General features: G+C 40.5%; 12 protein-coding genes. 10 read left to right on the top strand and 2 right to left on the bottom strand.

Features of this window, described 5'->3' with window-relative positions; translation table 11 throughout:
* Positions 1–58: 58 nt before the first annotated feature.
* The 6 genes from FNN09_RS03815 to FNN09_RS03840 all read left to right on the top strand — a co-directional run bounded on the left by FNN09_RS03815 (position 59) and on the right by FNN09_RS03840 (position 12,210).
* On the top strand, positions 59–1,567 hold the full coding sequence (locus FNN09_RS03815) for a RagB/SusD family nutrient uptake outer membrane protein (RefSeq protein ID WP_185968852.1): 1,509 nt from the start codon (positions 59–61) through the stop codon (positions 1,565–1,567).
* A gap of 33 nt (positions 1,568–1,600) precedes the next feature.
* Positions 1,601–3,031 carry an FISUMP domain-containing protein gene (locus tag FNN09_RS03820; RefSeq protein ID WP_185968853.1) on the top strand — a complete coding sequence of 477 codons (1,431 nt, stop codon included), beginning with the start codon at positions 1,601–1,603 and terminating at the stop codon, positions 3,029–3,031.
* Positions 3,032–3,042: 11 nt separating this feature from the next.
* Positions 3,043–10,659, top strand: a complete 7,617-nt coding sequence (locus FNN09_RS03825) for a S8 family serine peptidase (RefSeq protein WP_143300160.1) — start codon at positions 3,043–3,045, stop codon at positions 10,657–10,659.
* Positions 10,660–10,729: 70 nt separating this feature from the next.
* On the top strand, positions 10,730–11,272 hold the full coding sequence (locus tag FNN09_RS03830) for a GRAM domain-containing protein (RefSeq protein ID WP_185968854.1): 543 nt from the start codon (positions 10,730–10,732) through the stop codon (positions 11,270–11,272).
* 141 nt (positions 11,273–11,413) lie between these two features.
* A complete protein-coding gene (locus FNN09_RS03835; RefSeq protein ID WP_143300162.1) occupies positions 11,414–11,635 on the top strand; it encodes a hypothetical protein in 222 nt (73 codons plus the stop codon).
* Between the two features lie 11 nt (positions 11,636–11,646).
* The gene (locus FNN09_RS03840; RefSeq protein ID WP_143300163.1) at positions 11,647–12,210 is read left to right on the top strand and encodes a hypothetical protein; all 564 of its coding nucleotides are present in this window, start codon (positions 11,647–11,649) and stop codon (positions 12,208–12,210) included.
* Positions 12,211–12,239: 29 nt separating this feature from the next.
* On the opposite strand, the gene FNN09_RS03845 is transcribed toward FNN09_RS03840, so the two are convergent.
* Together FNN09_RS03845 and FNN09_RS03850 are read right to left on the bottom strand one after the other, a co-directional pair.
* Entirely contained in the window at positions 12,240–13,898 is a 1,659-nt protein-coding gene (locus FNN09_RS03845; protein ID WP_143300164.1) for a sulfatase, read from the bottom strand.
* 3 nt (positions 13,899–13,901) lie between these two features.
* Entirely contained in the window at positions 13,902–17,675 is a 3,774-nt protein-coding gene (locus FNN09_RS03850) for a sulfatase-like hydrolase/transferase (protein WP_143300165.1), read from the bottom strand.
* 203 nt (positions 17,676–17,878) lie between these two features.
* Between FNN09_RS03850 and FNN09_RS03855 the strand changes: the two genes are divergently transcribed.
* The 4 genes from FNN09_RS03855 to FNN09_RS21320 all read left to right on the top strand — a co-directional run bounded on the left by FNN09_RS03855 (position 17,879) and on the right by FNN09_RS21320 (position 25,465).
* On the top strand, positions 17,879–19,600 hold the full coding sequence (locus FNN09_RS03855; RefSeq protein ID WP_143300166.1) for a T9SS type A sorting domain-containing protein: 1,722 nt from the start codon (positions 17,879–17,881) through the stop codon (positions 19,598–19,600).
* A 205-nt stretch (positions 19,601–19,805) separates the two neighbouring features.
* Positions 19,806–21,275, top strand: a complete 1,470-nt coding sequence (locus FNN09_RS03860) for a sulfatase (protein ID WP_143300167.1) — start codon at positions 19,806–19,808, stop codon at positions 21,273–21,275.
* A 73-nt stretch (positions 21,276–21,348) separates the two neighbouring features.
* Entirely contained in the window at positions 21,349–22,350 is a 1,002-nt protein-coding gene (locus FNN09_RS03865) for an alpha/beta hydrolase (RefSeq protein ID WP_143300168.1), read from the top strand.
* Positions 22,351–22,402: 52 nt separating this feature from the next.
* Positions 22,403–25,465, top strand: a complete 3,063-nt coding sequence (locus tag FNN09_RS21320) for a sulfatase-like hydrolase/transferase (RefSeq protein WP_143300169.1) — start codon at positions 22,403–22,405, stop codon at positions 25,463–25,465.
* The last annotated feature ends 134 nt before the right edge of the window (positions 25,466–25,599 follow it).

Below are 25,599 nucleotides of genomic sequence, written 5' to 3' on the forward strand. Positions count from 1 at the left end.
TATTAGAACGATGAAACAAACAATTAATTTTTGTATCCAATTTACACAAAGGTTACTGATGAAAAATTTATTTGAGAGTTCTATTTGGCAAACGAAAGCAAATAATAATCGTATGAAAAGTATTAAAATATATATACCAATTCTTCTAGTTTTCATGGCAGCCCTCCAATGGTCTTGCTCCGATGACTTTCTTACAGAAGAACCAACCACTGCACTACCAAGTGATGATGTATTCAAATCAATTATTACAGCCGATGCAGCGTTGGTTGGAGCATATGATGCCTTAAGTACCTATTCTTTTGAAGGTTTGTATTGGCCTATCATGTCCGATTTAATGGGTGATGATGTTATGGTTGTGCCTGGTGCTGGTAATTGGGGGTGGTTTGTAGAGGCCTACCAATTAGAGCTATTACCTAATTACTCATGGGTTGATTCGCCTTGGTGGGCAGCCTACAAAATTATTTATGATGCCAACCAGTTTGTGGCCTATGGTAACACAGTGCCTGATGCTACTGAAGAGCAGAAAAACGAATTAGTTGGGCAAGGGAAAGCCTTAAGGGCTCTTGTTATGTTAAAGTTAGCCCAACTGTATGCACCAGCATACCATACCAATCCTGATGCATTATCGATCATTAATGTAACAGAACCTGTGGATGCCAATTCGGAGGATTACCCAAGAGCTTTAAACCGCGAGGTGTATGCTCAAATTGAATCTGATTTATTATCTGCGGTTAGTTTATTAGATAACAATGGCGAGGGAAGCAGAGCCGATAATCGTTATGATGAAGGTTTCCTGGACAAGCGTGGTGCCAATGCTTTGCTAGCTCGCTTGTATCAAGATATGCATGAGTGGGAAAAAGCCCGTGATCATGCAAAAGCTGCCTACGAAGGTTTGGAGTTAATGTCGCTGGATTATTGGGTTAATTATGGCTTTTCGTACCGTACCTCAGAAACCATATTTACCGTGGCTTATACCTTATCCGATAATAACACCTATCTGTCTATTCCATCGTTCTACTATCCGATTGCCGGTTATAGTTCGATTCGTTTGAATGACGAATTTGTAAACCTTTACCGTGCCGGAGATGCTCGTAAAGAGTATGTCATTTATCAAGATGATGAGATTGATACAGAAAGACACTTTACAACCAAATTCATTCATAATAACCAAGTTGGTAATGCCGAAAGAATTAGTATTCGTGCAACCGAGATGTACTTGATTGAAGCTGAATGTGAAGCAGAATTGGGTAACTATGGGAATGCTCAAGATGCCTTGTGGGCTGTGCAAGAGCGTGTTTTTTCGCGTTCATCTAAGTCCTCAGCAACAGGGCAGGCTCTAATCGACGAAATACTGCTTGAACGACGTAAAGAGTTATTTGGAGAAGGATTTCGTTTAAATGATATCAAACGACGCAGCCTGCCAATTTTACGAAAAGGTGACCATTGGGCCGATGCTGATTTTGTATTTGGCGATGACAACTATTACCGCCTTACTTTTCCAATTCCTCAATCGGAAATTGATGCCAACCCACTGATTAACGAAGAACATCAGAACGAGGGTTACTAAAAATAATTGGTTAAACTGTTAATGTGGTTTCAAATGAATTATAAAGTGTTATATAAAATATCGATGATTGTACTGGCTATCTTCGTCTTTGCATGCCAGAAAGATGAAGCCTTACCTGCCTTAAATCCTGATGCAGGACCCAGTTTTATCGATATCGAAAATGAGGGTTATGTGGTCTCTTTGGGTGCAGTAGCAGCGCCTGAAGGTCAAGAGGGTACATGGCGCATTTACAGTGGTCAAAATGGCCGCTTTGAAGACGTCAATCATCATCAAACAAGTTTTTATGGTGAACCAGGTGAAAAATATGTTATTGGCTGGGAGTTGAGCCGAGGCAAAGATTATGAGTCCGCTTTAATCGATGTGTCTTTTAAAAAGATGGAGCCGGTGATTATGGCTTACCCTGCAGATACCATTTTTAATAATCGGTCATTATACCTTGAAGCTGCTAAACCTAAGTTTGGTGCAGCAGGTAAATGGGAAATTATTGATGGAGATGGAGGACAGATAATCAACGAAGATTCTAATAAAGGACAATTTGTAGGTAGCGAAAAAACAGAGTATACCATTCGCTGGTCATTAATATATGGTTCTAAAAAGGAGTCAATCGATTTTACTTTTGTAACGGATCAACTTATTGCAGATGCAGGTATCGATGAATTAGATATCATCACATCTGGAGATAGTAAGTTTCATACACTCAATGCTTTTTTGCCAGCTGGTGCCAGTGCCCAATGGGAAATAATTGATGGTGAGTTAGGTGAGGTTCATCACCTTGATAATGCTAATTCATTGTTTGAAGGAGTAGCAGACACAAGCTATTCGTTAAAGTGGACGGTTGAGTTAGATGGTGAAATATCAATGGATACAGTAGATATCCGATTTCGTGGTAAATGGGGTGTTTGGACTGACTCACGCGATAATCAAACATACCGCTTTGCAACAATCAATGGTTTAGAGTGGATGGCCGAAAATTATAATTACGCTTTTGATGCAGGTGTAGGATCATTGTATTATGGTTTTTCCGATCGCTCAGTAGTGAAAAGCGGTACTCCTGTTGAAACCGAAGAAGATCGTAAGTTTTATGGTCGACTATACTCTTATGAAGCAGCTTATTATGCTGCACCCGAAGGATGGCGCTTACCAACTATTCTGGAATATGAAGATATGTTAGTGGCTCTAGGTGGGCCTTTATTTGCCGATTCGAAGATTAAAATGGATGGTGAAACAGGCCTTGATCTTAATTACAGTGGTTATTTCCAAAGGTATAGTAGTCAGGATCCGTCATTGCGTAATGTCTTTGATTTACAGGATTCCAATGGTTACTGGTGGACCTCAAGTGTAGATGAGGAGTTTGGTTTAGTAAGCTGTTATGGTGTAGTTGAATCGGGTGATTTACCAGGTTCTGTCATTGTCAACCAGAGTTACTCCATGTCGGTAAGGTATGTTCGTGAAGTTGCTAAATAAACTAAGTAGAGATGAGAAGAATTTATACATATAGTATCCTAATCTTGTTGGTCGCGTTAACATCAAGTGTATCTGCTCAAATAGGGCAAATACAGAATTTAGGCGAACACATCGAAAAAGGTAAAATACGTTTAAAACTGAAGCAAGAAGTCTTTCAGCAAAGTATTGGATTAAAAAGTCTGGATGTTACCAGTGCAACAGAAACACGTATAGGTGTAACGAGTATTGATCGTATTGGTGATCAAATTGGTATCACACGTATCAAACGCGTGTTCCCATTTTCGCTAAAAGATGAAGCTAAACACCGCGAGTACGGCTTACATCTTTGGTTAGAAGTAGAGTTTGATAGTCAGGTGGATGTGGAGTATGCTGTTGAGTTATACGCCAATTCAGCAGAGATTGATATAGCTAAGCCTTTGTTTAAAAAGGTACGTTTAGATGGAGATCAGGAGCCAGTAAAATACAAAGCAGGTAAGCTTCAGCTCATAAACGAAGCTCCTGTTCAACAGTCTGTATTAAAAAGTACGAACGAAGAGTTTGAAGCACCCAATGATCCTTTGTTTGGTCAACAGTGGCATTACGAAACAAACCTGGAGAAGTATGAAAATGGTAAAGACATAGAGCTTTTAAAGGCATGGTCTATTTCATCTGGTGACTCTAGTGTAATTGTCGCCATTGTTGATGGTGGTATAGATGTTAATCACGAAGATCTCTCAAAACATATTTGGATTAATGAGGCTGAGCTTAATGGAGAAGATGGCGTTGATGATGACCAGAACGGATATGTTGATGATATTAACGGGTATAACTTTGTATTTTCAGGACAAGTGACACCTCATGGGCATGGAACGCATGTAGCTGGTACAGTAGGTGCCGTTAATAATAATGGGATAGGAGTTGCCGGCGTAGCGGGTGGTGGTGTGACACATACTGATGAAGATGGAAAAAAATATACGGACAATGGCGTGCGTATGATTTCTTGTCAGGTATTTGATAATCGCTCATCAACATCGGGTAATTTTGCTGCTGCAATTGTTTATGGTGCCGATAATGGTGCTGTTATATCGCAAAACTCTTGGGGTTATACGGTTCCTAATTACTACGAGCCTGAGGTGTACGATGCCATTAACTATTTCATTGCCGAAGCAGGTCAGTACGAAGGAAGTCCTATGAAAGGTGGTATCTTATTTTTTGCCGCCGGTAACGATGGATTAGAGCAAACACATTACCCGGCAACTTTTGAAGAGGTGGTAGCCGTTACCTCGCTTGGTCCAGAGGGATATGCTGCGCCTTATACTAACTACGGTGAGTGGACTGATATTGCCGCTCCAGGTGGAGATCAGGTTTGGTACGAACAAGAAGGTGGTGTGTTAAGTACATTACCATATAACGAATATGGCTTTTATCAAGGTACATCCATGGCTTGTCCGCACGTATCGGGTGTGGCCGCACTGGTATTAACTAAGTACGGTGGTGATGAAATGACGCCTGATGAATTAAGAAACCGAGTTGTTAATTCGACTAAACGTTTTGTGTTTGAGCATCAGAATAAATATGGTTCGGGAATGCTAAATGCACCAAATGCTTTGGCCAACGATGAAAAGCTACCGCCTGAAGCAATTGATGACTTGGAAGCAACAGAGATCTACCATCAGGAAGTGCGTTTGCAATGGACTATTCCTGTTGATCCGGATAATTTTCAGCCTTCTTACATTTATTTGGCTTTGAGTGGTTCTGAAATAACAGCTGATAATTTTGATTTAAAGCCACAGATTGTGTTTGAAAATCCATTTGACGCAGGCACCCAGGTGCAGGTTAATATTGGAGGACTCATTAAGCATACGGATTATTGGTTTGCCATGAAATCGGAAGATCAATTTGGTAATATCTCTGAGATATCAAATATTATTGATATAACAACGACTGATTCGCCTCAGTTTGAACTATCTAAAAATACGATTAACCTTAATATAGATGTGGCCACTGGCACCACCTACAGCGAAATGATACAACTATCAAACGTAGGTGAAGGCATCCTTTATTGGGAGAATTATGTTGAAAACGAGCGTTTCTATTGGGAAGAAGAGGAGGAAGAAGAAGCCCCAACCACCAGTATTCAAAAGGAGCTAAGTGCGAAATTAAATTATGCCGAGAGTAACCCTCAGCTGTTTGAGGTGCCTGTTAACCCTCAAACGCAAGTGTTGACTCTAAAGTCGGGTGAAATTGTTACGAAACCGACTGATTATTGGGATTATGACAAGACTGTTTTTACCTCAGGTATGTCGTATGAGAACGGGAAAGATGCTGCTTCCTTGTTAAGTACTTACAATACGAATGCAGGCTTGATTCAGGCTACTCGCTTTAATGTGGATTACGATTATACTTTCAATTTAACCCACCTTGAGGTGGCCATGTATACCAATACCAATGAAAAGCCAATTATCGTTGAGCTTCGTAAAGGTTCTACAAGAATTGAGGAAGCTGAATTGGTTTATTTGCAAGAGTACTATTCAGATACTACAGAGGTATTCGGCTTTCAGCGTATTCCGCTTTATCAACCACAGCGTTTTGAAGATGGAGAAGTTTTTTGGGTAATATTGCATTTTCCAAAGGAGGATGAGATGCCACTTGGTTTGGCTGTTGATACCTTTTATCCAAGTGTATTTTTGATGTCAAAAGATAATGGGCGTTCGTATTTTGATTTGCAAACGTGGAGGGATGGCCCCTTTATTCCACTTGTACGTGCTTTAAGCACAGGTGATGATGGAGCATATGTTTTTATTAAACCAGGTAATGGAGAGGTAGAAGCCGGAGATTCACAGGATGTAGAGGTGCACATTGATGCAACCAACCTTTCAGAAGGTAAACACCTGGCATCGGTTACTTTGCTTACCAATGATATGGATAAAGCCTACGTGTCAATGGAAGTGAATGTGAATGTTAGCGGTCAAGCGGCTTCAGTAGATACGATGACTGTACATGATTTTAAAGTACTTCAGAATATCGAAGATAAGCATGTACTCGAACTTAAGAACTTGGGACTTGCTAATCTTGAAGTGTATGATATCTTTTCCGATGCCACTGGTTTTGCAAAGGATTTTACAGATACCGTTACTGTGTACGTTGATTATACTGATGAAGTGCCTTTTACCTATACGCCAACTCATTTGGGAGTCTTAGAAACCAAGATTAGGCTAAAGACTAATCATGGAATCATTGGTATTCCTGTTAAAATGAATAGCACAGCACCTGCAGGTATGGATGCCTCTATTAGTAATGCTGTTTTGGATTTGGCCTATGGTGAAACAGGAACGATAAGCCTTGATGTAACAAATAATGGTATAGGTTCTGATTTGGAATTTGATTTGTCTCATTATTCAATGCTGAATAAAGCTAAGGCAACTATGCCTGATGCCTTGTCATATCAGTTGATAACATCTGAAGATGTTGGTGGGCCTGTTGCCGGTACTTGGGAAGACATTTCAGAAATTGGTGCCGTATACGACGAAATATCTGTTTGGGAAGATACGCTTCAATTAGGAAGCCGAGTGCCATTTTTTAATGAAGTGATGGAAACAGCATGGCACGGTTTTGAAGGTGTTATCTATTTTTACGAAACCTGGGAAAATGGAGTTCAGCTTCCTGCCGAATACCCAAGTTCTGTTGGTTTGGGTGCCATGGCGCCTTTATTATTTAGTGATAGCAGTACATACTTTCCTATTAAGGAGTTTATATTCTATTCGTATGGTGACCGAAACATTTTTACAATAACGGTACATGAACGAATTGCAGGAGACCCTAATGCCGAAACAGATGAAATGACTTATCAGGTGGTGTTGTATCGCGATGGTACTGTTGAGTATCGTTATAAAGATGTAAGTGCCTTAACTCCCGATATGAAATATGTTGTTGCCTTGCATGGCTTTACATCTGAAGATTATGTGGTTTATAAAAATCTGGATGAAACAGGTAAGGATGTTTACGATGGTTTAGTTGTGCGTTTTGAGCCAAGGAGCGACGCTTCCATGATATTGAACTCAACGCCCGAAAAAGCTTATTTGGAAGCGAATGAATCAACAACGGTTCAACTATCGATTGATCCGAGCATGTATGATGTTTATGCAGGTTCATATGAGAATACGCTTGTGATTAATGCAAATACAGCAACGGGTCAGGTGCAACTACCATTCACTATTAATATTACAGGACTTGAAGCCTTTGAGGCAGTTGACACATTAAGGTTTGAAACAACAAACCTGGGCCATGCGAGTCAGCAATTATTAAAAGTGGATAATACGGGTAGTGATAAGGGGCAAGTGACGAGTATAACTTTCAGCAATAATGCATTTTCAAGTAGTGTTTCATTGCCGTTCGCTATTCAGCCGATGGCGCATGAGTTGTTGCCAGTTATCTTCGAACCGACTGTAGTTGGTGATGCAACAAGTACAGTGACATTGGTTTATAGCAATGGAGCAAGTGAAAGTGTTCGTTTAGAAGCTAAAGGGCAGGTAGACCCTCAGTATACTCACACCATACCTTCAGATATTACCTTGAATGTGATGGCGGGTGAAGTAAGTGAATTACCATTCTCACTCACAGCATCTGCTTCAGGTGCTAACCTGGAGTACAGTTATGTCAATAGTCATTATGCCGGTGTGTATCACCAAACCACCATTAATGGATCGAAAGAAAATAGCGTTAAAAAGGATGGTTTGTATGGGTATACCTGGGCCACTGATTCAATAAGTGTCTTTTACAAGTGGGAATCTATTATTAACGATGGTGATGTGCTGGACATTAAAAGTGGAAAGCAACATGCCATAGAGTTACCTTTTGATTTTCCTTTTTATGGCGAAGTATATGATTCTATTTGGATATCAAAAAATGGTTATGTGACAGTTTTTGAACCAAGCGGCGAGCCTTTTTCCTTAGAATTTGAGGTCAATGATGGTTTAGCGGGTATGATAGCTCCTTTTTGGAGCCCATTAGTGGCGGCTAATGAAGGAGAAGGTGTAATGTTGAAAACTCACGAAGATCGGGTAGTTATTGAATGGAACAACTACCGCGGAGAGGAAGGCAGTGGTTCTGGTGGTAATATATCTTTTCAGTTAGAACTCTTGGCCGATGGACGTATTTATTTTCATTATAACAGTTTACAATATTTCGAAGGTCTACAGCAATATGGATTAGAGAGTCCTGATGAATCGGAAGTGCTTAATAAGCCGAAAACATGGATTTTGCCATGGACAGATCTTGAAGATGAAAGAAGCATGATGATTGCTCCTCCCTTAAAATCAAGTTTGAACAGTGGAGTGAGTTCTGATTTTAACATGCTTGTTGATGGTAATCGGTTTTATAAAAGTGGTTCGTACCGTGATACGGTGACTTTATTGAGCAACAGTTCAGCTCAGTCAGAGTTAGATATACCTGTCTTAATTAATTTTGCAGGAAAACCAAAGGTTAGTGTTACCGAGCAATTGTCTTGGAATGAAGTTGTTTACAAGAAAGATGTAACGGTTAGAGATGGTTTTGAAATGACCAATACAGGTTCTGATATCGCAACTATTACCTACATTAAAACTAACCAGCTGGCCGAAATTGCATTGGTCGATGAAAATGGTGATCAGGTAAGCATTGCTAGTACAGGTAAATTAATTAATCCAATTGAAATTAAACCTTGGGAAGTTAAACAGTTTGAACTAATTGTTTTGGTTGATGAATTTGCCAATGTTGATGGTCAGGTGAATATTGAAGGAGACTTTGGTGTGGTGAGCATGGGTGTTGATATTGAAGTGGTTGAATCGCCAGTGTTTGACTGGACAGCAACGCATCAAACCTTTAATCTTAACGCATCAGAAGGCGGTAGCTATAGTTTTGAAGTTGAAAATTTAGGCGAAACAACCTTGAATTTCGAGCTTGTACCAGCTGTGGTGCCATCGAGTAATAACAATGGAGGTTCTGCCATTATTGATGAGGTAGGTAATTATACTTTTGACTTGCCAAATGTTGTTGATTCCATGGCCATTGATACTAAAAATACGGCCGACGGTTTGTTTACGCCTATTGCAGGAGGAGCAATTCTTTCATTCTGTAATGAGTTTGTTGCTCCCGAAGGAGGATTCTTTATCACACATGTTAAAGCCTGGACTTATTTAAAACAGCTTGATCAATATGTAAATGTGATGATTTATGTAGGAGGAGATGAAGCAACGGAAGAGAATAAGAACGATGTGCCTCAAACAGGAACAAAGGTGTATGAGCAAAACTATTTGCTTGATCAACAAACAGAAGGACAGTGGGTTGTATATCCATTAGCTGAGCCAGTTAGTATTCCTGCGGGAGAACGGTTTTATGTGATGGTGGCACCGCCTATTGACAAAAGCTTTATTGGTTATGATGTAAACACTAATCAGCAGTTACAGGAACAAACATACGTGGGTGTTTACTGGGCCGACGGTATATATAAATGGTATTCTACAGCAAATGAATCCTGGGATAATTCCATCTACAAAGTTCGACCTTTAACCGCAGCAGGTAAAAACCAGTGGATTGAATTAGATCAGTACTCAGGAGAAGCAGCTCAAGGTGAAAGCGTTGGTATTACTGCTACATTTGATGCTAATTTATCAGGTCCTGGGAAGCACAAAGCCAAACTAATTGTTAAGTCTAATGATGTTAATCGTGCTAATGATCAGGTCGATATCACTATTAATGTGAATGGTGCTCCCGAAGTTGTTTATCATCCAAATCAGGAAGTGGATACCTTGCAAGTGAGAGAGTGGGATGAGTTAGTCGTTAATATGATGGCATCCGACCCCGAAGGTGAAGCTTTATCGTTTGACCTAGAAGAGAACAATGATAATCCTGAGTTGGAGATGACGACATTGAATAATCATTCTATACAGTTAAAGCTAAGAACAGACTATGATGGCCAAGGTTTGTATACCTACCATGTTAATATTAGCGATGTTGCTGGCAATACCACGCGCGACAGTGTGTTAATTGAGGTCTTAGATAAGAACCGTGCACCAATATTAGATCCTGATTTAGGTATTATCTATTTAAACATGGCCGATCCAAAGCAAGGATATACGATCGATGGTAATGAGTTATTTACCGATCCTGATGGTGATGCCTTGCAGATATTAGCAGGTAATTATACGCCTGAGATTGTTGATTTGGCATTGGGTGAGCGTTTTATAACCATTAATCCCTTGCAAGAAGGAACTGGGTTTTTAGCTTTTGCTGCCGATGACGGTAAAGAAGGTGGATTTGTGGTGTATGGTGTATATGTTGTTATCATTAATGATCCAGATGCTGTGGATGGAAGTCCTGATTTTATAGGGCATGCACCTGAGAAAATGGATGACTTGCTTATTGTTACGCCCAATCCGCTTGTAAACCCTCAGGCTAAGGTATGGTTTGATGTACAGGAGGAAGGTGAGGTTGTATTGGATATTTTTGACCTCAGAGGTGTGAAGTGTGCTACAAGCTTGGTTGGCGATCGACAAGAAGGTGTTTTTGGAGAAGAAATAAACGTTTCAAAGCTATCGAATGGTGTTTACTTCTGCCGATATAGCCTTAATGGTCAAATGAAAGCAACTGTTAAAATAGTGGTTAATAAATAAAGGTGGTTAGTTTCTAATGTACACCAGAGGAGTAAAATCTCCTCTGGTGTTTACCCTCAAATCCAAGTTTATGAATAATCAGAATATTTTGCTAACCCTTATCTTGGGAAGTTTTTTCATGATAATGGCCTATTTACTATTAGTTGTTTTCGGATTTAGAGCTCAACTAGATACAGTATACTTGGCCATTTTAATTGGTTTGATATGCTCGCTTTTAAGCGGGATAATTATGCACTTTAGAGTAGCTAGATTAAAGCAACAGTTTGCTGGCACTAACCTTATTGTAAAAAAAAATGAGGCAATAATTATTGATGGAATGGCTAATTTCAATAATCAGATGGGTAAACTTTATTTAACCAATCAGCGTATTGTTTTTTTGCCAAAAATATCCAACTCTGCTAAGGAAGCTGGGTTTAATATCGTTCTGTCAAAAATAGAAAGTGTAATGATTCTTAAAACGGCCAACTTTATTCCTAAAGGTATCATTATTAAAAGTCCACTTAAAGAGCGTTCTTTCGAAGTTGATTATGCCGATGACTGGCGATGCTTAATTGAATGGCAATTACTATTGTTTAAATCGAAGAATGAAATGGCAAAAACTAATGCCGTATAATGGATCTTCATTCTTTTTAACCGCTTCATACCTCATAAATCCGTTTTCGTCCTTTATCTTTTTTTTGGTAATAAGTCATTTAATAGTTTTGCCTATTCAATAACCAAGCTCTTGAATCTGTCGTTTGTAATCGTGTTTATTATGAATATAAAGATATTGAAAGAGTATATTCTTACTGAAGTTACCATTTTGTCGAAGGCAATTTTACAATTAATGTTGTTAGGCAGTAGAATCTGCTTTTGCGGAGCTGATCAGTCATTTACCCAAAGTAGGGTGCCGAAAAATTACCCAGATAATGGCAGGCAGCTAGAACCATTATTAGTGGCTGTTGAGCGTACGCAAAATTATTCTATGTTTAACTAATGGTGTTGTAGATGATAATTTTACGTTTAAGCATTTTTTTTAAGGGTATATTATTGTGCTTTTCATTTCAGTCTGTTACACCTTTAAAAGCACAACAATTGGGACAGTTTTCAATTGGAGAGATATTAGATACGCACTCCGATCTCTTATCAACAATTGATAAGCAGGGAAAAGTACTGAAGCCAATGTTTACTCAAGTGGATGGATACAAGGGAAAAATTACACCCATTGTGACCAATGATGTTCAACCACGTGTTAGCTCGCTTATTTGGGAATGGTCTGTTGATAATTCTGTACATCAGTCAGTAACACCTTCTGACAAAGCTATTCGGATAAATACCTCCATCAATTCGTTTGTGTTGTACCTGGAGGATTATTTTGGCATCGATTTAAAAGAAAAAAAGTTCACTGATCTCCGTGGTGAAGAAGCTCACTATTATTTCTTCTGTTCTGTTAAAGATGTTCAATTTAAACTGTACTTCTTTTATCAGAAATATAACTGTCGACTATTTGATTCAATGTGTTCCCGTAAAATTGAGCAAATTAAGTTAATTGTTCGCTCGCCAAGGTTTTAACTACCTACATTGTAATTCTCTAAACTAGCTTAATATGTATAACTAGTAATATCCGATGTTTTATAGCCAATTCGAACCGCGCGAGCAACTATTCGACCGCTCTTTGTTTTTAACGGTTTTGAATACAATTGCCAGTGATCAGATCCAATGTTTGCACCCATTTGATAAGCGATTGAGGCACCTTGTGTACCAGAGTGTAAGGCCAGATTCTTGCCCTCTTTGCTATAGGTAACAGGCAGCGTGGCTGGTTGTACACCTCCTGGCCACATCATGTTCACCAGATCGTGTTCTGGTATAAAACCCTTATCGTTTATGGCCAGCTGCCATTGGTACAATGCATTTCTCAGTTCAATCAGTTTGTTTTTGTGCTCTGGGCTTTGGGCTAAATTATTTACTTCATCGGGGTCATTTTCCAGATCATACAACTCCTCATAGGGTAAGCTATTCTGAAAAATGTATTGCGCATCACCTTGTAACTCGCCGGCGGTATTCATCTTTATCAGCTCTTGCGTCATCTCTATCTGTTCACGGTAAAAGAGTGGATAGGTATAGGGCTGATTAAGCAGGTAATTACGAATATAAACATAGCGCCCATCAATCACCGAACGACTCATCTGTGTGTGTTCATCAAAACGATCGGCGCTACCAAAGTTATAGGAGCGTGCTGTTGGTGCTTTGTGCTTTCCCAAAAAGGCTTGTCCTTGCATGTGATCCGGTGTTTCAATACCTGCCAGCGACATAACGGTGGGTCCTAAATCCATCAGCGAAACGATGTCCTTTACTTCGGTGCCAGCCATTCTCTTATCGGGGAAACGAACGATTAAAGGCACCTGTAAACCTGAATTGCCAACGGCGCGTTTCTGACGTAACAGTGGTCCGCCATGATCGCTCCAGAAAAATATGATGGTATTATCAAGCAAGTCTTCGTCCTCAAGCTTTTTTAGCCACACGCCAATTTCCTGATCCAGAGTTTCGATGTTGGAGTACTTTCGCCCCACATCGCGTCTCACAAGCGGAATGTTGGCAAAGTAAGCGGGTATGTGTATTTGTGCTGTGTCTACAGTAATGGGTTCGTTTTGGCGCTTCCATATTTGCGATTCATGACTCACGCCATGGTTAAACACCGCAAAGAATGGCTGATCTTGTTCCCGGTTTTTATAATGCGCCTGGCTGCCTACCTCATCCCAGGCAGTTATGGGACAATTAAACTGGTAATCGCATTTGGCGTTGTTGGTGCAGTAGTAACCTGCTTCACGCATGTATTCGCTAAAGCAGCGCACCTCTGCCGGTGGCACAACCGAATATTCGGGCACATTACGGCCTGTTTTATCTTTTACTTTAATAATTCTTTTATAGCTCTCCTCTTCAGGTGTTTTAAAACCCCAATGATTACCTGTTCGCATGTGCTGTGCACCAATACTTACGGGGTACATGCCGGTTATAATAGAGGCACGACTTGGCGCACAAACACCCACCGTGGCATAGGCATTTTTAAATAAAACACCTTCATGTGCCAAGCGGTCAATGTTGGGCGTTTCAATGCCTTCGCTACCATAGGCCCCCAGTACCGGACCGATGTCTTCACAGCTCAGCCAAAGAATATTATATGGCTTTTGAGCTGATGCCTGCTGTAGAATGAAGCATAAGAAAAAACAGACTGTCAGAAATTTGTAGAGTGATGTAAACATTATTTATGCTTTAATAAATTTGAGTATTGTCTTTTGTCCTTGACTTTGTATTTCGATGTAATATACACCTTTTGCCAGTGATCCAATGTCAATGGATGAGTGCTGCTTAGTGATGTGCTTAATTATTTGCCCGTTAATAGTATAGATGCGTGATGAATCAAGCAGCTCAACGCCTTTAAAATACAAGGTGCTTTTAGCCGGATTGGGGTAAACACTAATGGCGTTCATCGGTGCATCATCAATAGCATCTACAATGGTAGCTGTTGATCGGGATATTTTCAAATCATCAATCCATATTTTGTATTCCGTATTTTTCTGCACAGCCAGGTTGTTGAAGTAAATAAACAAGCGGTTGTTACTGAGTACGACAGTGTCGAAAAACTCGGTGTACTCGGTGCTGAGGGCATTGTATTTTGATGGATTATTAATACTGCCAATGGATAGCATATTTTGACCACTGCTATTGGTTCGTGCTTTATAGGATACAATAAAATCCTGACCTCCGAAACCCGACATGTCAATGGTTCTGAGTTTAACAAGGTTGCCACCTTCACTTGTTTCTTTAGCGTTAAAGGTGATTTCCAGTGCCTGGCTACCATTGTTGGGGCTGTCGTCTACTACCTGGGCCGTAAAACTATTGAGGTAATCCGATTTCCATAGTCGGTTCCACATGGATTCAGCATGCAGCCAATAATCACCCTGGAAAGCATCATTTATCTGATAATTTTCGAAATGCTCAATATACGGAATGCCTAATTGACTGGTAGGTAGTTCATTTAAAAATGAATATTGCTGACTCCACCAATCGGCAGCTTTTAATTTTAGTTCATCAATAACTGTGCTGTAGGCCTGATCACTGGCCCGGTTGATTGTTTCTAGCGGGTCGGTTTCGTAATCATATAGTTCTATCAGTTTAATACGCGATTCATCCCAGTCAATCAGGTCGGTACGATCGTTGCTGCTATGCATCCACAGGGTCATGCGGTATCGATCAGTCCTGAATGAGTAACTGGCTCCACCGCCCTTACGGTATTCACTAACGGCCATGTTTTTGCTAAGTTCCTCACCACGCAAGGCCGGCGACAGACTTTCGCCTTGTAAAGTATTTTGTGGTACATCCAATCCGGCCAAATCGCACAGGGTAGGGTAAATATCGGTAAATTCTACCGGTGTATTATTTATGCCAGTGCTACCATCGGGTGAAGAGATGATTAGAGGTGCTCTCACCGAATTTTCAAACTGCGTGTGTTTGCCCCACTGGTTATGATCACCCAAATGATAACCATGATCGCCAAATAGCAACACCACTGTGTTTTCGCTTAGGCTCCTTTCCTCTAATTTATTCAGTAGTTTACCCACTTGTGCATCTATGTAGGAAACACAAGCGTAGTAGCCGTGCAGTAATTCACGCTGATCATCAGGTGTTAGTATGCCATCGCCCAAAGTAGGGTCGTTGTGTGTCCATACATCATCCACATCATCATAACTCATAGGTTCTGGTGTGTTATAAGCATAATCAGGACTACCTGTAGCCATCTTCTGAAACTCTGCCAAATCGAGTGAGGCACGATCGTACAGATCCCAATATTTTTTTGGAGCCACAAAGGGGATGTGGGGTTTTTTAAAACCAACCGCTAAAAAGAAATTCTCTGACTCGCTTGCCAAAGCATCTAATTTACCCAGGGCATCAAGGGCGATTTGTCCGTCGGTATAACCATCGTCATCAACACCTGCCGGCCCTTGTTCTGTGGCCATATTGGCTGCTACCCGGTAGTTACTGCCTTGTACAAAAGGACCGTACTCAGTCGGGTAAGTATAGTCCGAAGGGTTGGTATATGGAATGGTCCAGCTATAGGCATCGTGTTTATCATCCACATTACGCGGGTCGTAAATTTTACCAGCACCGGCAGTGGTGTAGCCATTGTTTAAAAAATATTCGGGCAAAGTAAGCACTTCAGGGTTCTCTGTTCTTAATTGAGAAGATAAATTACGAATGCCAGTCCCATCAGGTGTGAGTCCGCTCATGATGCTGGCACGCGATGGACCACACACTGCCCACTGGCAGTAGGCTTTGGTGAATACGACACCTTGCTCTGCCAAACGATCAATATTGGGAGAGTGAATCTGTGATTCGCCATAGCAGTTGAGAACGGGACGCAAATCATCCACGGCAATCATCAACACATTACGACGCGGTACTGTCACTTTTGGCTTTAATACCAAAAAGTTAACACTGTATTTTTTGGCTTCAAAAGTGTTTTCACTCTTTAGCTGCGCTTTAAAAGGTGCAATACTGGCATAGTTATTCGGGCCACCTCCTGTGCTTGTGCCTGTTTCGCCATTGATGTAAAACTTATGGTCACCGGCTTCAAGGCTGTTGGCATGTAGTTCGTGCCAGTACATGTCCGCTTCTTCCGTTGCAAAAGTCGATAAGTCAATATTTACGGTATGGGCATTGGCATCGGTGTTGATGATGATCAAGCCCACCTCACCACTGCTGAAAGTGGAAGCATAGGTTTTAATGTGGGCATTGTTGGATGACGCCTCAATCATCTGATCACCAAAGTGGCTATTGATGTATTGATAGGGCATGTAACTCTGGCGCGGCGTATAGTCGGCCTGCTGAGGATCAGCTTTTGCAAGAAAGCCTTTGCTCTCTTGTGCTGATTCGCTCCAGTTCCATTCCGACACCCACAGATCAACCATGCCATAGCCGTTTTTAATGGCTTCGGCCAATACCTGTGTCACAAATAGTCCATTGACCATGGTGCAGTTCATGGGGCCACGTGAGTTAAACTCGGTCATGGCCACCGGGTAATAGTCACGTGGTTTACCGGTGTATTTCTCAATGCAATCCAGTAAGGTGGTGTGTACACTTTCTACCTGGGGCACACTGGCCAGTATATTTTCTGCTGTGGCATCTTTCACACTTGTAAAATAATTATGAACCACCAAAAAGTCGGCATGGTCTTTCACTTCAGGTAGCAAGCCACTGTTCCAGTCGTCATCTTCGCGAGTGACTACAGCACCTACTTTAATGGATGCATCAACGGCCTTCATCGCTTCAGCAAACACACAAAAGTCTTCGCCATATTCTTGCCCTGTTGTTACCACACCATCTATTTCGTAGCCCTCTTCCCAGGCTCCGTAGCATTCGTTACCAATTTCCCAGTATTTAATACCGGCATCCAGCTCAATATTTAGCCTACGAACAAAACCAGCGGCATAATCGGCTGCTTGTTGTACTCTGGCTTCACGTGTTCCTTCGGTGGTGATACCATAACGCGCATAAAAATAGTTGACTACCACGGTGGCTTCACTATTGGCATTCTTCTTAAACTGGACAAACATCTCTGGTGGCATGCTGTTGTGTTTGCTGAGGGTGCCATCAATCGGATTAAACTCTACCCGTGTTTCTGTGGGTGTGTTACCATCGTAAAAATAGATATTGGACCCACTGCCGGCAGGGTAACGCATAGAACCAATGCCAGCATTGGTATATAGCTGAGTGCGGTCTAATTGGGTATTGCCGTTTCTAAAGGTGGTATTCACACCCAGGTGAGTGGGTAATACTTTGTTTAAAACCAAATTGGTGTTAAAAGTAACCCTAGCATCTCCCGAAGTAGTTGGGAGTGTGCTATTGGTATATGAACTTGGTGTGATGTAGTGTTTTTCTTTCCAGGTATCCTGAAAAAACTGACGAGGGTTTTGTGCATAACCTTGCATCGATAAGGATGATAAAATAAGACAAATTATGAGGTAGATAGATTTTTGCATAGTTTTTTTTGAACAGATTGTTTCCAATGTAAACGTAGGCACATTTGTTTGTTGACGTGTTTTATAAATCGTTCGTTATAGATGATTAAATCGTTCTGCATCAGTGAATGAACTATTTGCCCACCATTACAGAACGTTATTTCAACCCAAAAAGCTTATCAAAACCATACTTTTGGGTTGTTAATTATTAAATCTGTTTAGTTATGAAAAAATTGTTTACTCTTTTTATTGTCGCATTATCCGTTAATATATATGCGCAAAATTATGTGCCGAATCCTGATTTCGAAGGAGGGGATGCTGGTTGGATCAATAGTGGTGGCATTAGTAGGAAAATTGTTTCCCCAGGTCATGATGGTTCAACTAATGCCTACCAAATTGAGGGAATTGCAAATAAAGGTGTGCAGTATGTAACGGACGGATTAACCGAATTAGTAAGTGGAGATTACGAACTGTCTTTTTGGGCAAAAGGAGTAGTCGGCCAACAGGCAAAATTTAAAGTGGTATTCACAGATGGTAGTATGACAACGGTGATTGGTACTGCATTTAAGGAATCCGATACCTGGGAGCAATTTAGTAAGACTGTTAGCTTGGATGCAACTGTGAATATTAATAAGTTTGTAGTTCAGGCTCAAACTGTTGAGGCTTCCGGAGCTCAAACTTTCGTGGTCGATGATTTGTTTTTCGGAGTAAGAATAGATACGTATAGTTTAACAACATCAGTTTCTGGCCCTGGAACAATTTCACCTTCTAGTGGTGATGTGCCGCAGGATTCAGACCAAACCATTACAGCAATCCCATATCATGGCTATGAGTTTTCAGGGTGGGGTGGTGATTTAAGTGGAGCTACAAATCCAGCTACTTTAACAATGGATGCCGATAAAAGTATTTCTGCTACTTTTACTAAAAAGGCAGATTATGAAACTCTTTTTGAGTGGAATTTTAATACTGATACAGATGCTGAAGGATGGACAACCTCAAGCCACTGCAGTGTAGATGTTGCTGGAGGCAATGCTGTTATGTCTTTATCCGGAGATTATCCTAAATTAATAAAAGAACAATTGGGTATTGATTCAGATGTGCTTGATGTCGTTGAAATCAGGATAAAAAACAATACAGCATTTGGAGCTACTGATAATCAAATGAAAATTTTATATTGGGATCCTACAGTTGGAAGAAATAGGAATATTGGGATTGCAAATACCAGTGTAAATGATTCTGAATTTAAGGTTTATAGGATTCCTTTAGGCGGGCATGAATATTGGAATGGAATAATAGAAAGTATATCATTTATGGGGCCTAGCTTATTATCTGAGCCTACGACTGCAGGTACAGTTGAAATTGATTATATTAAACTATTAAATGGTAATAAAGACGCTACATTAAGTAGTATGACAAATTCTGTTGGAACCTTAAGTCCTGCTTTTAGTGCTGATGTTAGTGATTATACTTTAAGCGTTCCATCCGGAACGCAAGTGGTTAATTTTTCTGCACTAGCCACTGTAAGTGACAAATCAACGGTAACTGTTAGGCAAATGACTACCGAAGCAGACGTTGAGACTGCAACTGTAGTTGCTGATGGAAACATTGATGTTTCTTTAGGTGCTGGAAAAGCCAGTATTTTGGTGGAGGCAGAAAATGGAATGAAGAAGTTTTATGTTGTTATGATTACTGTGGAAACAGCAACAAGTATTGATGATAACCTTATTGAACTTTCGATTTATCCAAACCCATTACAATCGACATTAAACATAAAAACTACTGGTCAGCTTGGAGTAGTTGAAATCTACTCGTTAACGGGCCAAAAAGTATATGGTAGTAACACAGGCAACAAGCAGGTTGATGTGGCGCAACTAGATAAAGGTGTTTACATCGTTAGCATGGTGGTTGATGGTGAAGTGATTCGTAAAAAAGTGACAAAGCAGTAATATTATAAGATTAGTTTAGTGATGAAAGGGGGTTCTTGTTATGCAGGAGCCCTTTTTTGTGTTATTAAAAGTCCTTATCGGTGTTTTGTTGGTGCTTGCAGAGCAATCTTTCGGTCTCTATTGAACGATTATTAATACATCATTTGGTTTGTAGAAGCTATTTTTACGTTTCAAGTAATCTAATGAATATTTAAATTTATAAGTAATGCGTACCTTATTCTCCATATTGTTATTAAGTTGTGTAATTAGTGTCACTGTTTTAGGCGCTAAAAAACGTACAAAGCCATCGCAACCAAACATTTTAATTTTCTATGTCGATGATTTGGGGTGGATGGATTTGGCCTGTCAAGGTTCTGAATTTTACGAAACACCAGCCATTGATCAACTGGCTAATGAAGGCATTCGCTTTACCCAGGGCTATACGGCACACCCCAGATGTGTGCCTGCTCGTTATGGAGTAATGACAGGGAAATACCCTGCTCGCGGACCAGTGCCAGGAGGCAAAGGCATGGTGGCCGAAGATGTAACCATTGCCGAAGCTTTGAATGAGGGCGGTTATGCCACTTTTTTTACCGGTAAATGGCATTTGTTATTTCGTGATAAAGAAGGTAATATGCCGCAAAATCAGGGTTTTGATGTTAATGTGGCCGGTGGTGCTGCAGGCGCACCTCCAACTTACGTCTACCCCTATCGGAAAGGTGAATCTACACCCTCAGGCCGTAAAGGCTATAAAAAAGATGAGATACATGGTTTAGAAGATGGAAAAGAAGGAGAATATATTACCGATCGTTTGACTGATGAAACGGTGAAGTTCATGACAGAGCATGTGAAGAAGAAATCAGATGAACCTTTCTTTGTATTTCTCTCGCATTATGGTGTACACACCCCTTTTGAAGCAAAACCGGAGTTGGTAGCCAAGTACGAAGCTAAATTGGCTAAAATGAAGTATGAACTGCCTGAATATGAAAAGACCATTACAGGCGACAATAAGCTGCGTCAGGATTTCCCGGTTTATGCGGCCATGATCGAGAGTGTAGATCAGAGCATGGCAAAGATTCAATCCACCTTAGAAGGCTTGGGAATTGAGGATAACACCATTGTCATTTTTACGGCTGACAATGGCGGTTTATCTACCCGTGGTAATACACGTCAATTGGCCACCTCGAATTATCCTTTGCGCTATGGTAAAGGCTGGTTGTACGAAGGTGGTATTCGTGAGGCTTTTATTGTGAAATGGCCTGGACAAACCAAGGCAGGCTCTGTGTCTGATGCTTTGGTAACTGGCACAGATATTTATCCAACGGTATTGGAGATGGCCGGTTTAAAACAACGTCCCAACGATCACATGGATGGCATGGATGTAACAAATGCCATCAAAGGAAATAAGTTTGAGCGTAATGCGCCTCTTTTTTGGCATTCACCCGCGGGACGACCAGGAAGTACTGGCGATAGTAATAGTTCAGCTGTACGATTGGGCGATTATAAATTAATTGATTGGTACGATGAAGGGCGCATAGAATTATTTAATATAAAAGATGACATTGGAGAGAGTAAGGATCTTAGTAGTAGTATGCCTGACAAAGCAAGTGAAATGCACCACTTGGTAAAAGAATGGCGCCAATCAATTAATGCCGTTAAGCTAGATCCGAGTAAAAACAAATGGCAGAAGAAATAAATTACTAATTAACTGAATTATATCTTTTTATCATTTAATCCTGTATCATGAAGTTGTTTAAAATCCTAAAATCATGAAAAATATAATAATACCTACTTGCATCCTGCTGTTTATTATTCTTTTGTCATCTTGTGGTAGCAATAATAAAGTAGCTTCAGTTGATTCACAAAGTGAAATACCCACCGTGCAATCGACTCCAATGTATGGTGTACTTGTTAAGGAAGATATAATATATGCTCAAGGTCTGAGTCATGAAAGCATTAACAGTGAAAGTGCGCAATTGCTTCCTTTGAAGTTAGATGTGTATACGCCTGATAATACCTCTGATAACCGACCTGCCTTCGTATTTATTCATGGCGGCGGTTTTGCTGGCGGTTCCAAACAACAAGGAAGAATAATTGAATGGGCCAATTATTATACCTCACGAGGTTGGGTCTTTATTTCGCTTGATTACAGACTTAAGAGAGATAAAGGCACCGTTCCGCAACAGTGGCTTGATTATGCAGTAAACATTCCTAAAAATAAAGCCGCTCAGTTTTTAGCCATTTATCCCGCACAGCGAGATGCCAAGGCGGCTCTTCGTTGGTTAGTAAGCAATGCCAATACTTATAAAATCAACACTAACTTTATTACCGTAGGTGGTGGTTCTGCAGGCGCTATAACAGCCATTACCTTGGGGATATCAAATCAAGAAGATTTTAGAGATGAGATTTATGGCAAGCAGGATCCAACATTAGCGACTACACATTTAGATCAGGCATATAAAATACAAACCATCGTTGATTTATGGGGATCAAAGCTAGCATTGGATGTAATGGAGCAAATTTATGGTCATCAACGATTTGATAGTGATGATCCTGCTTTATTTATTGCACATGGAACGGAAGATCCTACTGTTCCTTTTTCTAAGGCAGAGGAGTTAAAAACGATTTATGAAACGAATAAGGTGCCATTGGCTTATTATCCACTAGAAGGGAAGGGGCACGGAGCCTGGGGAGCGACTGTTAACGATAAGGACTTAGCCGAGTTGGCATTTGAATTTATTGTGCAACAACAGGGCATAAATCTGGAATAGAATAACTAAAACATTTTATCAAAAAATATAAGAATAGATAATCGCATTTAGAATGAAAAATATAAAAATACTCTTATTCACTGCAGTCTTGTTGATGCCATTGCAAAGTTTTTGCAAAAGCCCTAAAGACAAGCCGAATATTTTATTCATCGTTGTAGATGATTTAAAAACAGATCTGGCATGTTATGGTCAAACAGGTCTTGTAACACCAGGTATCGATCAATTAGCTGCCCAGGGTGTCATCTTCGATAATGCCTACTGTCAGCAGGCAGTATGTGCACCTTCTCGTATTAGCTGCTTTACAGGTATGCGACCTGATCGCACGCAGGTAGTCGATTTAAAAACGGATATGCGCGATAAAACGCCTGACATCATCACGATACCTCAGTTTTTTAAGAATAAAGGCTATGAAACTGTTGGATTTGGTAAGTTGATGCACGGAGCCAAAGGCAATGATCCACTTTCCTGGACCATACCCTACAAGGAAAAAGACCAACTCAAGTATGCCAAAGGCTACGCATATCCTGCCAATGGGAAATACCAGAATCCAGAAGCTATTAAAGCTTATCAAGAAGCAAAAAGTAAAAAGCTAAACTGGTTTGAAACCAATGCCTATTTAAAAGAGCGTAATCTATCACCATCAGTCGAGAGCAGAGTTGTGCCTGATGATGCCTACCCCGATGGTGCAGTGGCAGAAGCTAGTATGATGCAATTGGAGCAGTTTGCAAAAGGTGATAAGCCGTTCTTTTTGGCTGTTGGCTTGAATAAGCCGCATTTGCCTTTTGCCGCACCGAAGAAATATTGGGATCTCTATAAACGTGAAAATATAGAGGTACATCCTTTTCAGGAGAAAGCCAAGCATTCACCCGATTATGCTTACCACACCTGGGGTGAATTACGTAACTACTCAGATATTCCTGATAAAGGAGATTTGTCAATTGATAAGCAAAAGGAGTTGATTCATGGCTACCGTGCTGCTACTTCATTTGCCGATGCCCAGGTGGCAAAGGTAATGGACAAGTTAAAAGAGCTGAAATTAGATGAAAATACAATCGTGGTACTATGGGGCGACCATGGCTGGCATCTGGGTGACCATGGTTTGTGGTGCAAACATTCCAATTTTGAGCAGGCCACTAAGGTGCCTTTTATTATTAGCGCACCTGGAATGGCTATGGGTGAGCGAGCTGCTACCATGACCGAAATGGTGGATATATTCCCAACATTGATTGAATACGCTGGCTTTAATGTACCAAAACAGCTGGAAGGGCATAGTTTGCTTCCGGTGTTGGAGAAGCCCAATAAAAAAGTAAAGGATTATGCGATCAGTCAGTTTCCGCGTGGCAACAATAATATGGGCTACTCAATGCGTACTGAACGTTACCGCTTGACTCTTTGGTTAAAAGGTGAATTTCAAAAAGGTTCCATTGTTCATAAACCTTCCATCTTAGGTGTTGAACTATATGATTACAAGAGAGATCCACTTGAGAAAATATCCTTGGCTGGAGATCCGGCTTATCGTGAAATAACAGCTGAATTAAGAAATAAACTATTAACACTACTGCAAGAACAGGCCAAACAAAACAAGGTTAATTATGCAGGAAAAGCTCAGGGAGAAAAAACGAAAAAAGACTCAGGAAAAGGATTGGCTTCGATGGCCATAATTGATGGGCATTTCTCACAAGAGTTATCAAAAAGCTGGAAGACCAAAGGAGCCAATGGTGCTGTTGTTGACTTCAAAAGGATTGCCAGTGATGATGGTCATACCTTAAAAGTTGCGGTTTTCAACTTGGGTAAAAATCCATGGGATATACAAATGATGTCGAAAATGCCAATGCAGCTTAAGGCCGGCGAAACGTTTCGTCTACACATTAAGGGTAAAGGTGGTGAAGGACGTGTGGTACTGCATCCCGAAGGTGGAAAACAGATTGTGCGTCACTTAAATTTGAGTCAAGAGCGGAGTACGCAGGAACTGAATTTCCCAATTCAGGCAACAGGTGCTTATACCTTAAAATTACTCTTTATTGAAAAAGGAGAATATATCATTCAGGAAATTGATTTGGGAGATAAAGCGAAGGTAGCTGTACCTTTTGTAGAGGGGAGTGTTCGTCTTGATAATAAAAATATCCATGTATTGGGAGCCAATTATGTTACGCGTTCGAGTAATGAATTATCCTTCAGTCGCTTTTCTCATAAAACCTACCATTCGCCAAACGAAGTAAGGATGTTTAGCCTGGCTAATGGAAGAACGAACAGTGGGATTAAGCTCTTGTTTAAAACAGCCAGCAATAAAGTAAGCTTGAAGTTTGTTCCTGCTGAAGGAACTAATAGAGGTGCTGAGTTTTTAGTTCTTCAAGATGGACAGTTTGACAATACCTATAAATTTAATAACTCTATGAGTAAAGGAGAAATGGTATTGGATCTTACCAATAAGTTTACAGGTCAATCGACGGTCTTTGAAATAGTATTGCCAAGTTTAATAAATCTTAAACTTCATCAATTGATTGTAGATGAAGGGGCCGATTTGGAGGTCTTTACGCCCGATAAGAAGCCGGTATACCTCGCAATAGGAAACAGTATCACCCATGGTGTCGGACAAGGGTCAGCCAGTTATTTGAGCTACCCATACTTGTTAGCCGAGAAACTGGATTATAACTATTTTAATTTAGCTGTAGGAGGAGCGAAAATATCTCAGGCAGTGGCCGAGCAAACATCAGAAATGCCACAAGCCGATTTGATTACTATTCTTATTGGCTATAACGACTTGGTGGGTTTTGGAAAAACACCCGAAGACTATAAAAAAGACTATCGGAAGTTCCTTAAAACAATTCGCAAGCATCAAGCCAATGCAACGATTTATTGCATAAGTGTCACTTATACTAATACAAAGAAGGGTAAAAAGACTAACTATACCCCAGATGATTTTCGAAAGTCTTTAAATGAATTGGTTGCGGAATTCTCCCGGGATGATAACAAAATAATCTTTGTTGAAGGCGATAAAATAAGTTCCAAGGAGAACTTACGAGAGGATAATCCGAAGGATCCGGTTCACTTTGGCATTAAAGGGGCTGCTTTGTTTGCTGAAGAGTTGTATTCCATTATCGCTAAGGATAACTAACAAGGCATTTGCATTGAAAACTAAATATACCACCATGCCTGTCGGCACCCCTCCTAAAGCTTAGGAGTGGAAGGGATTGCATGACTCTCCTCCTTGCAAAAAGGAGGAGTACCACGGAGTGGGGAGGTGGTTGT

This window comes from Carboxylicivirga sp. M1479, assembly GCF_007097485.1.
In the GTDB taxonomy this organism is placed as follows: Bacteria; Bacteroidota; Bacteroidia; order Bacteroidales; family Marinilabiliaceae; genus Carboxylicivirga.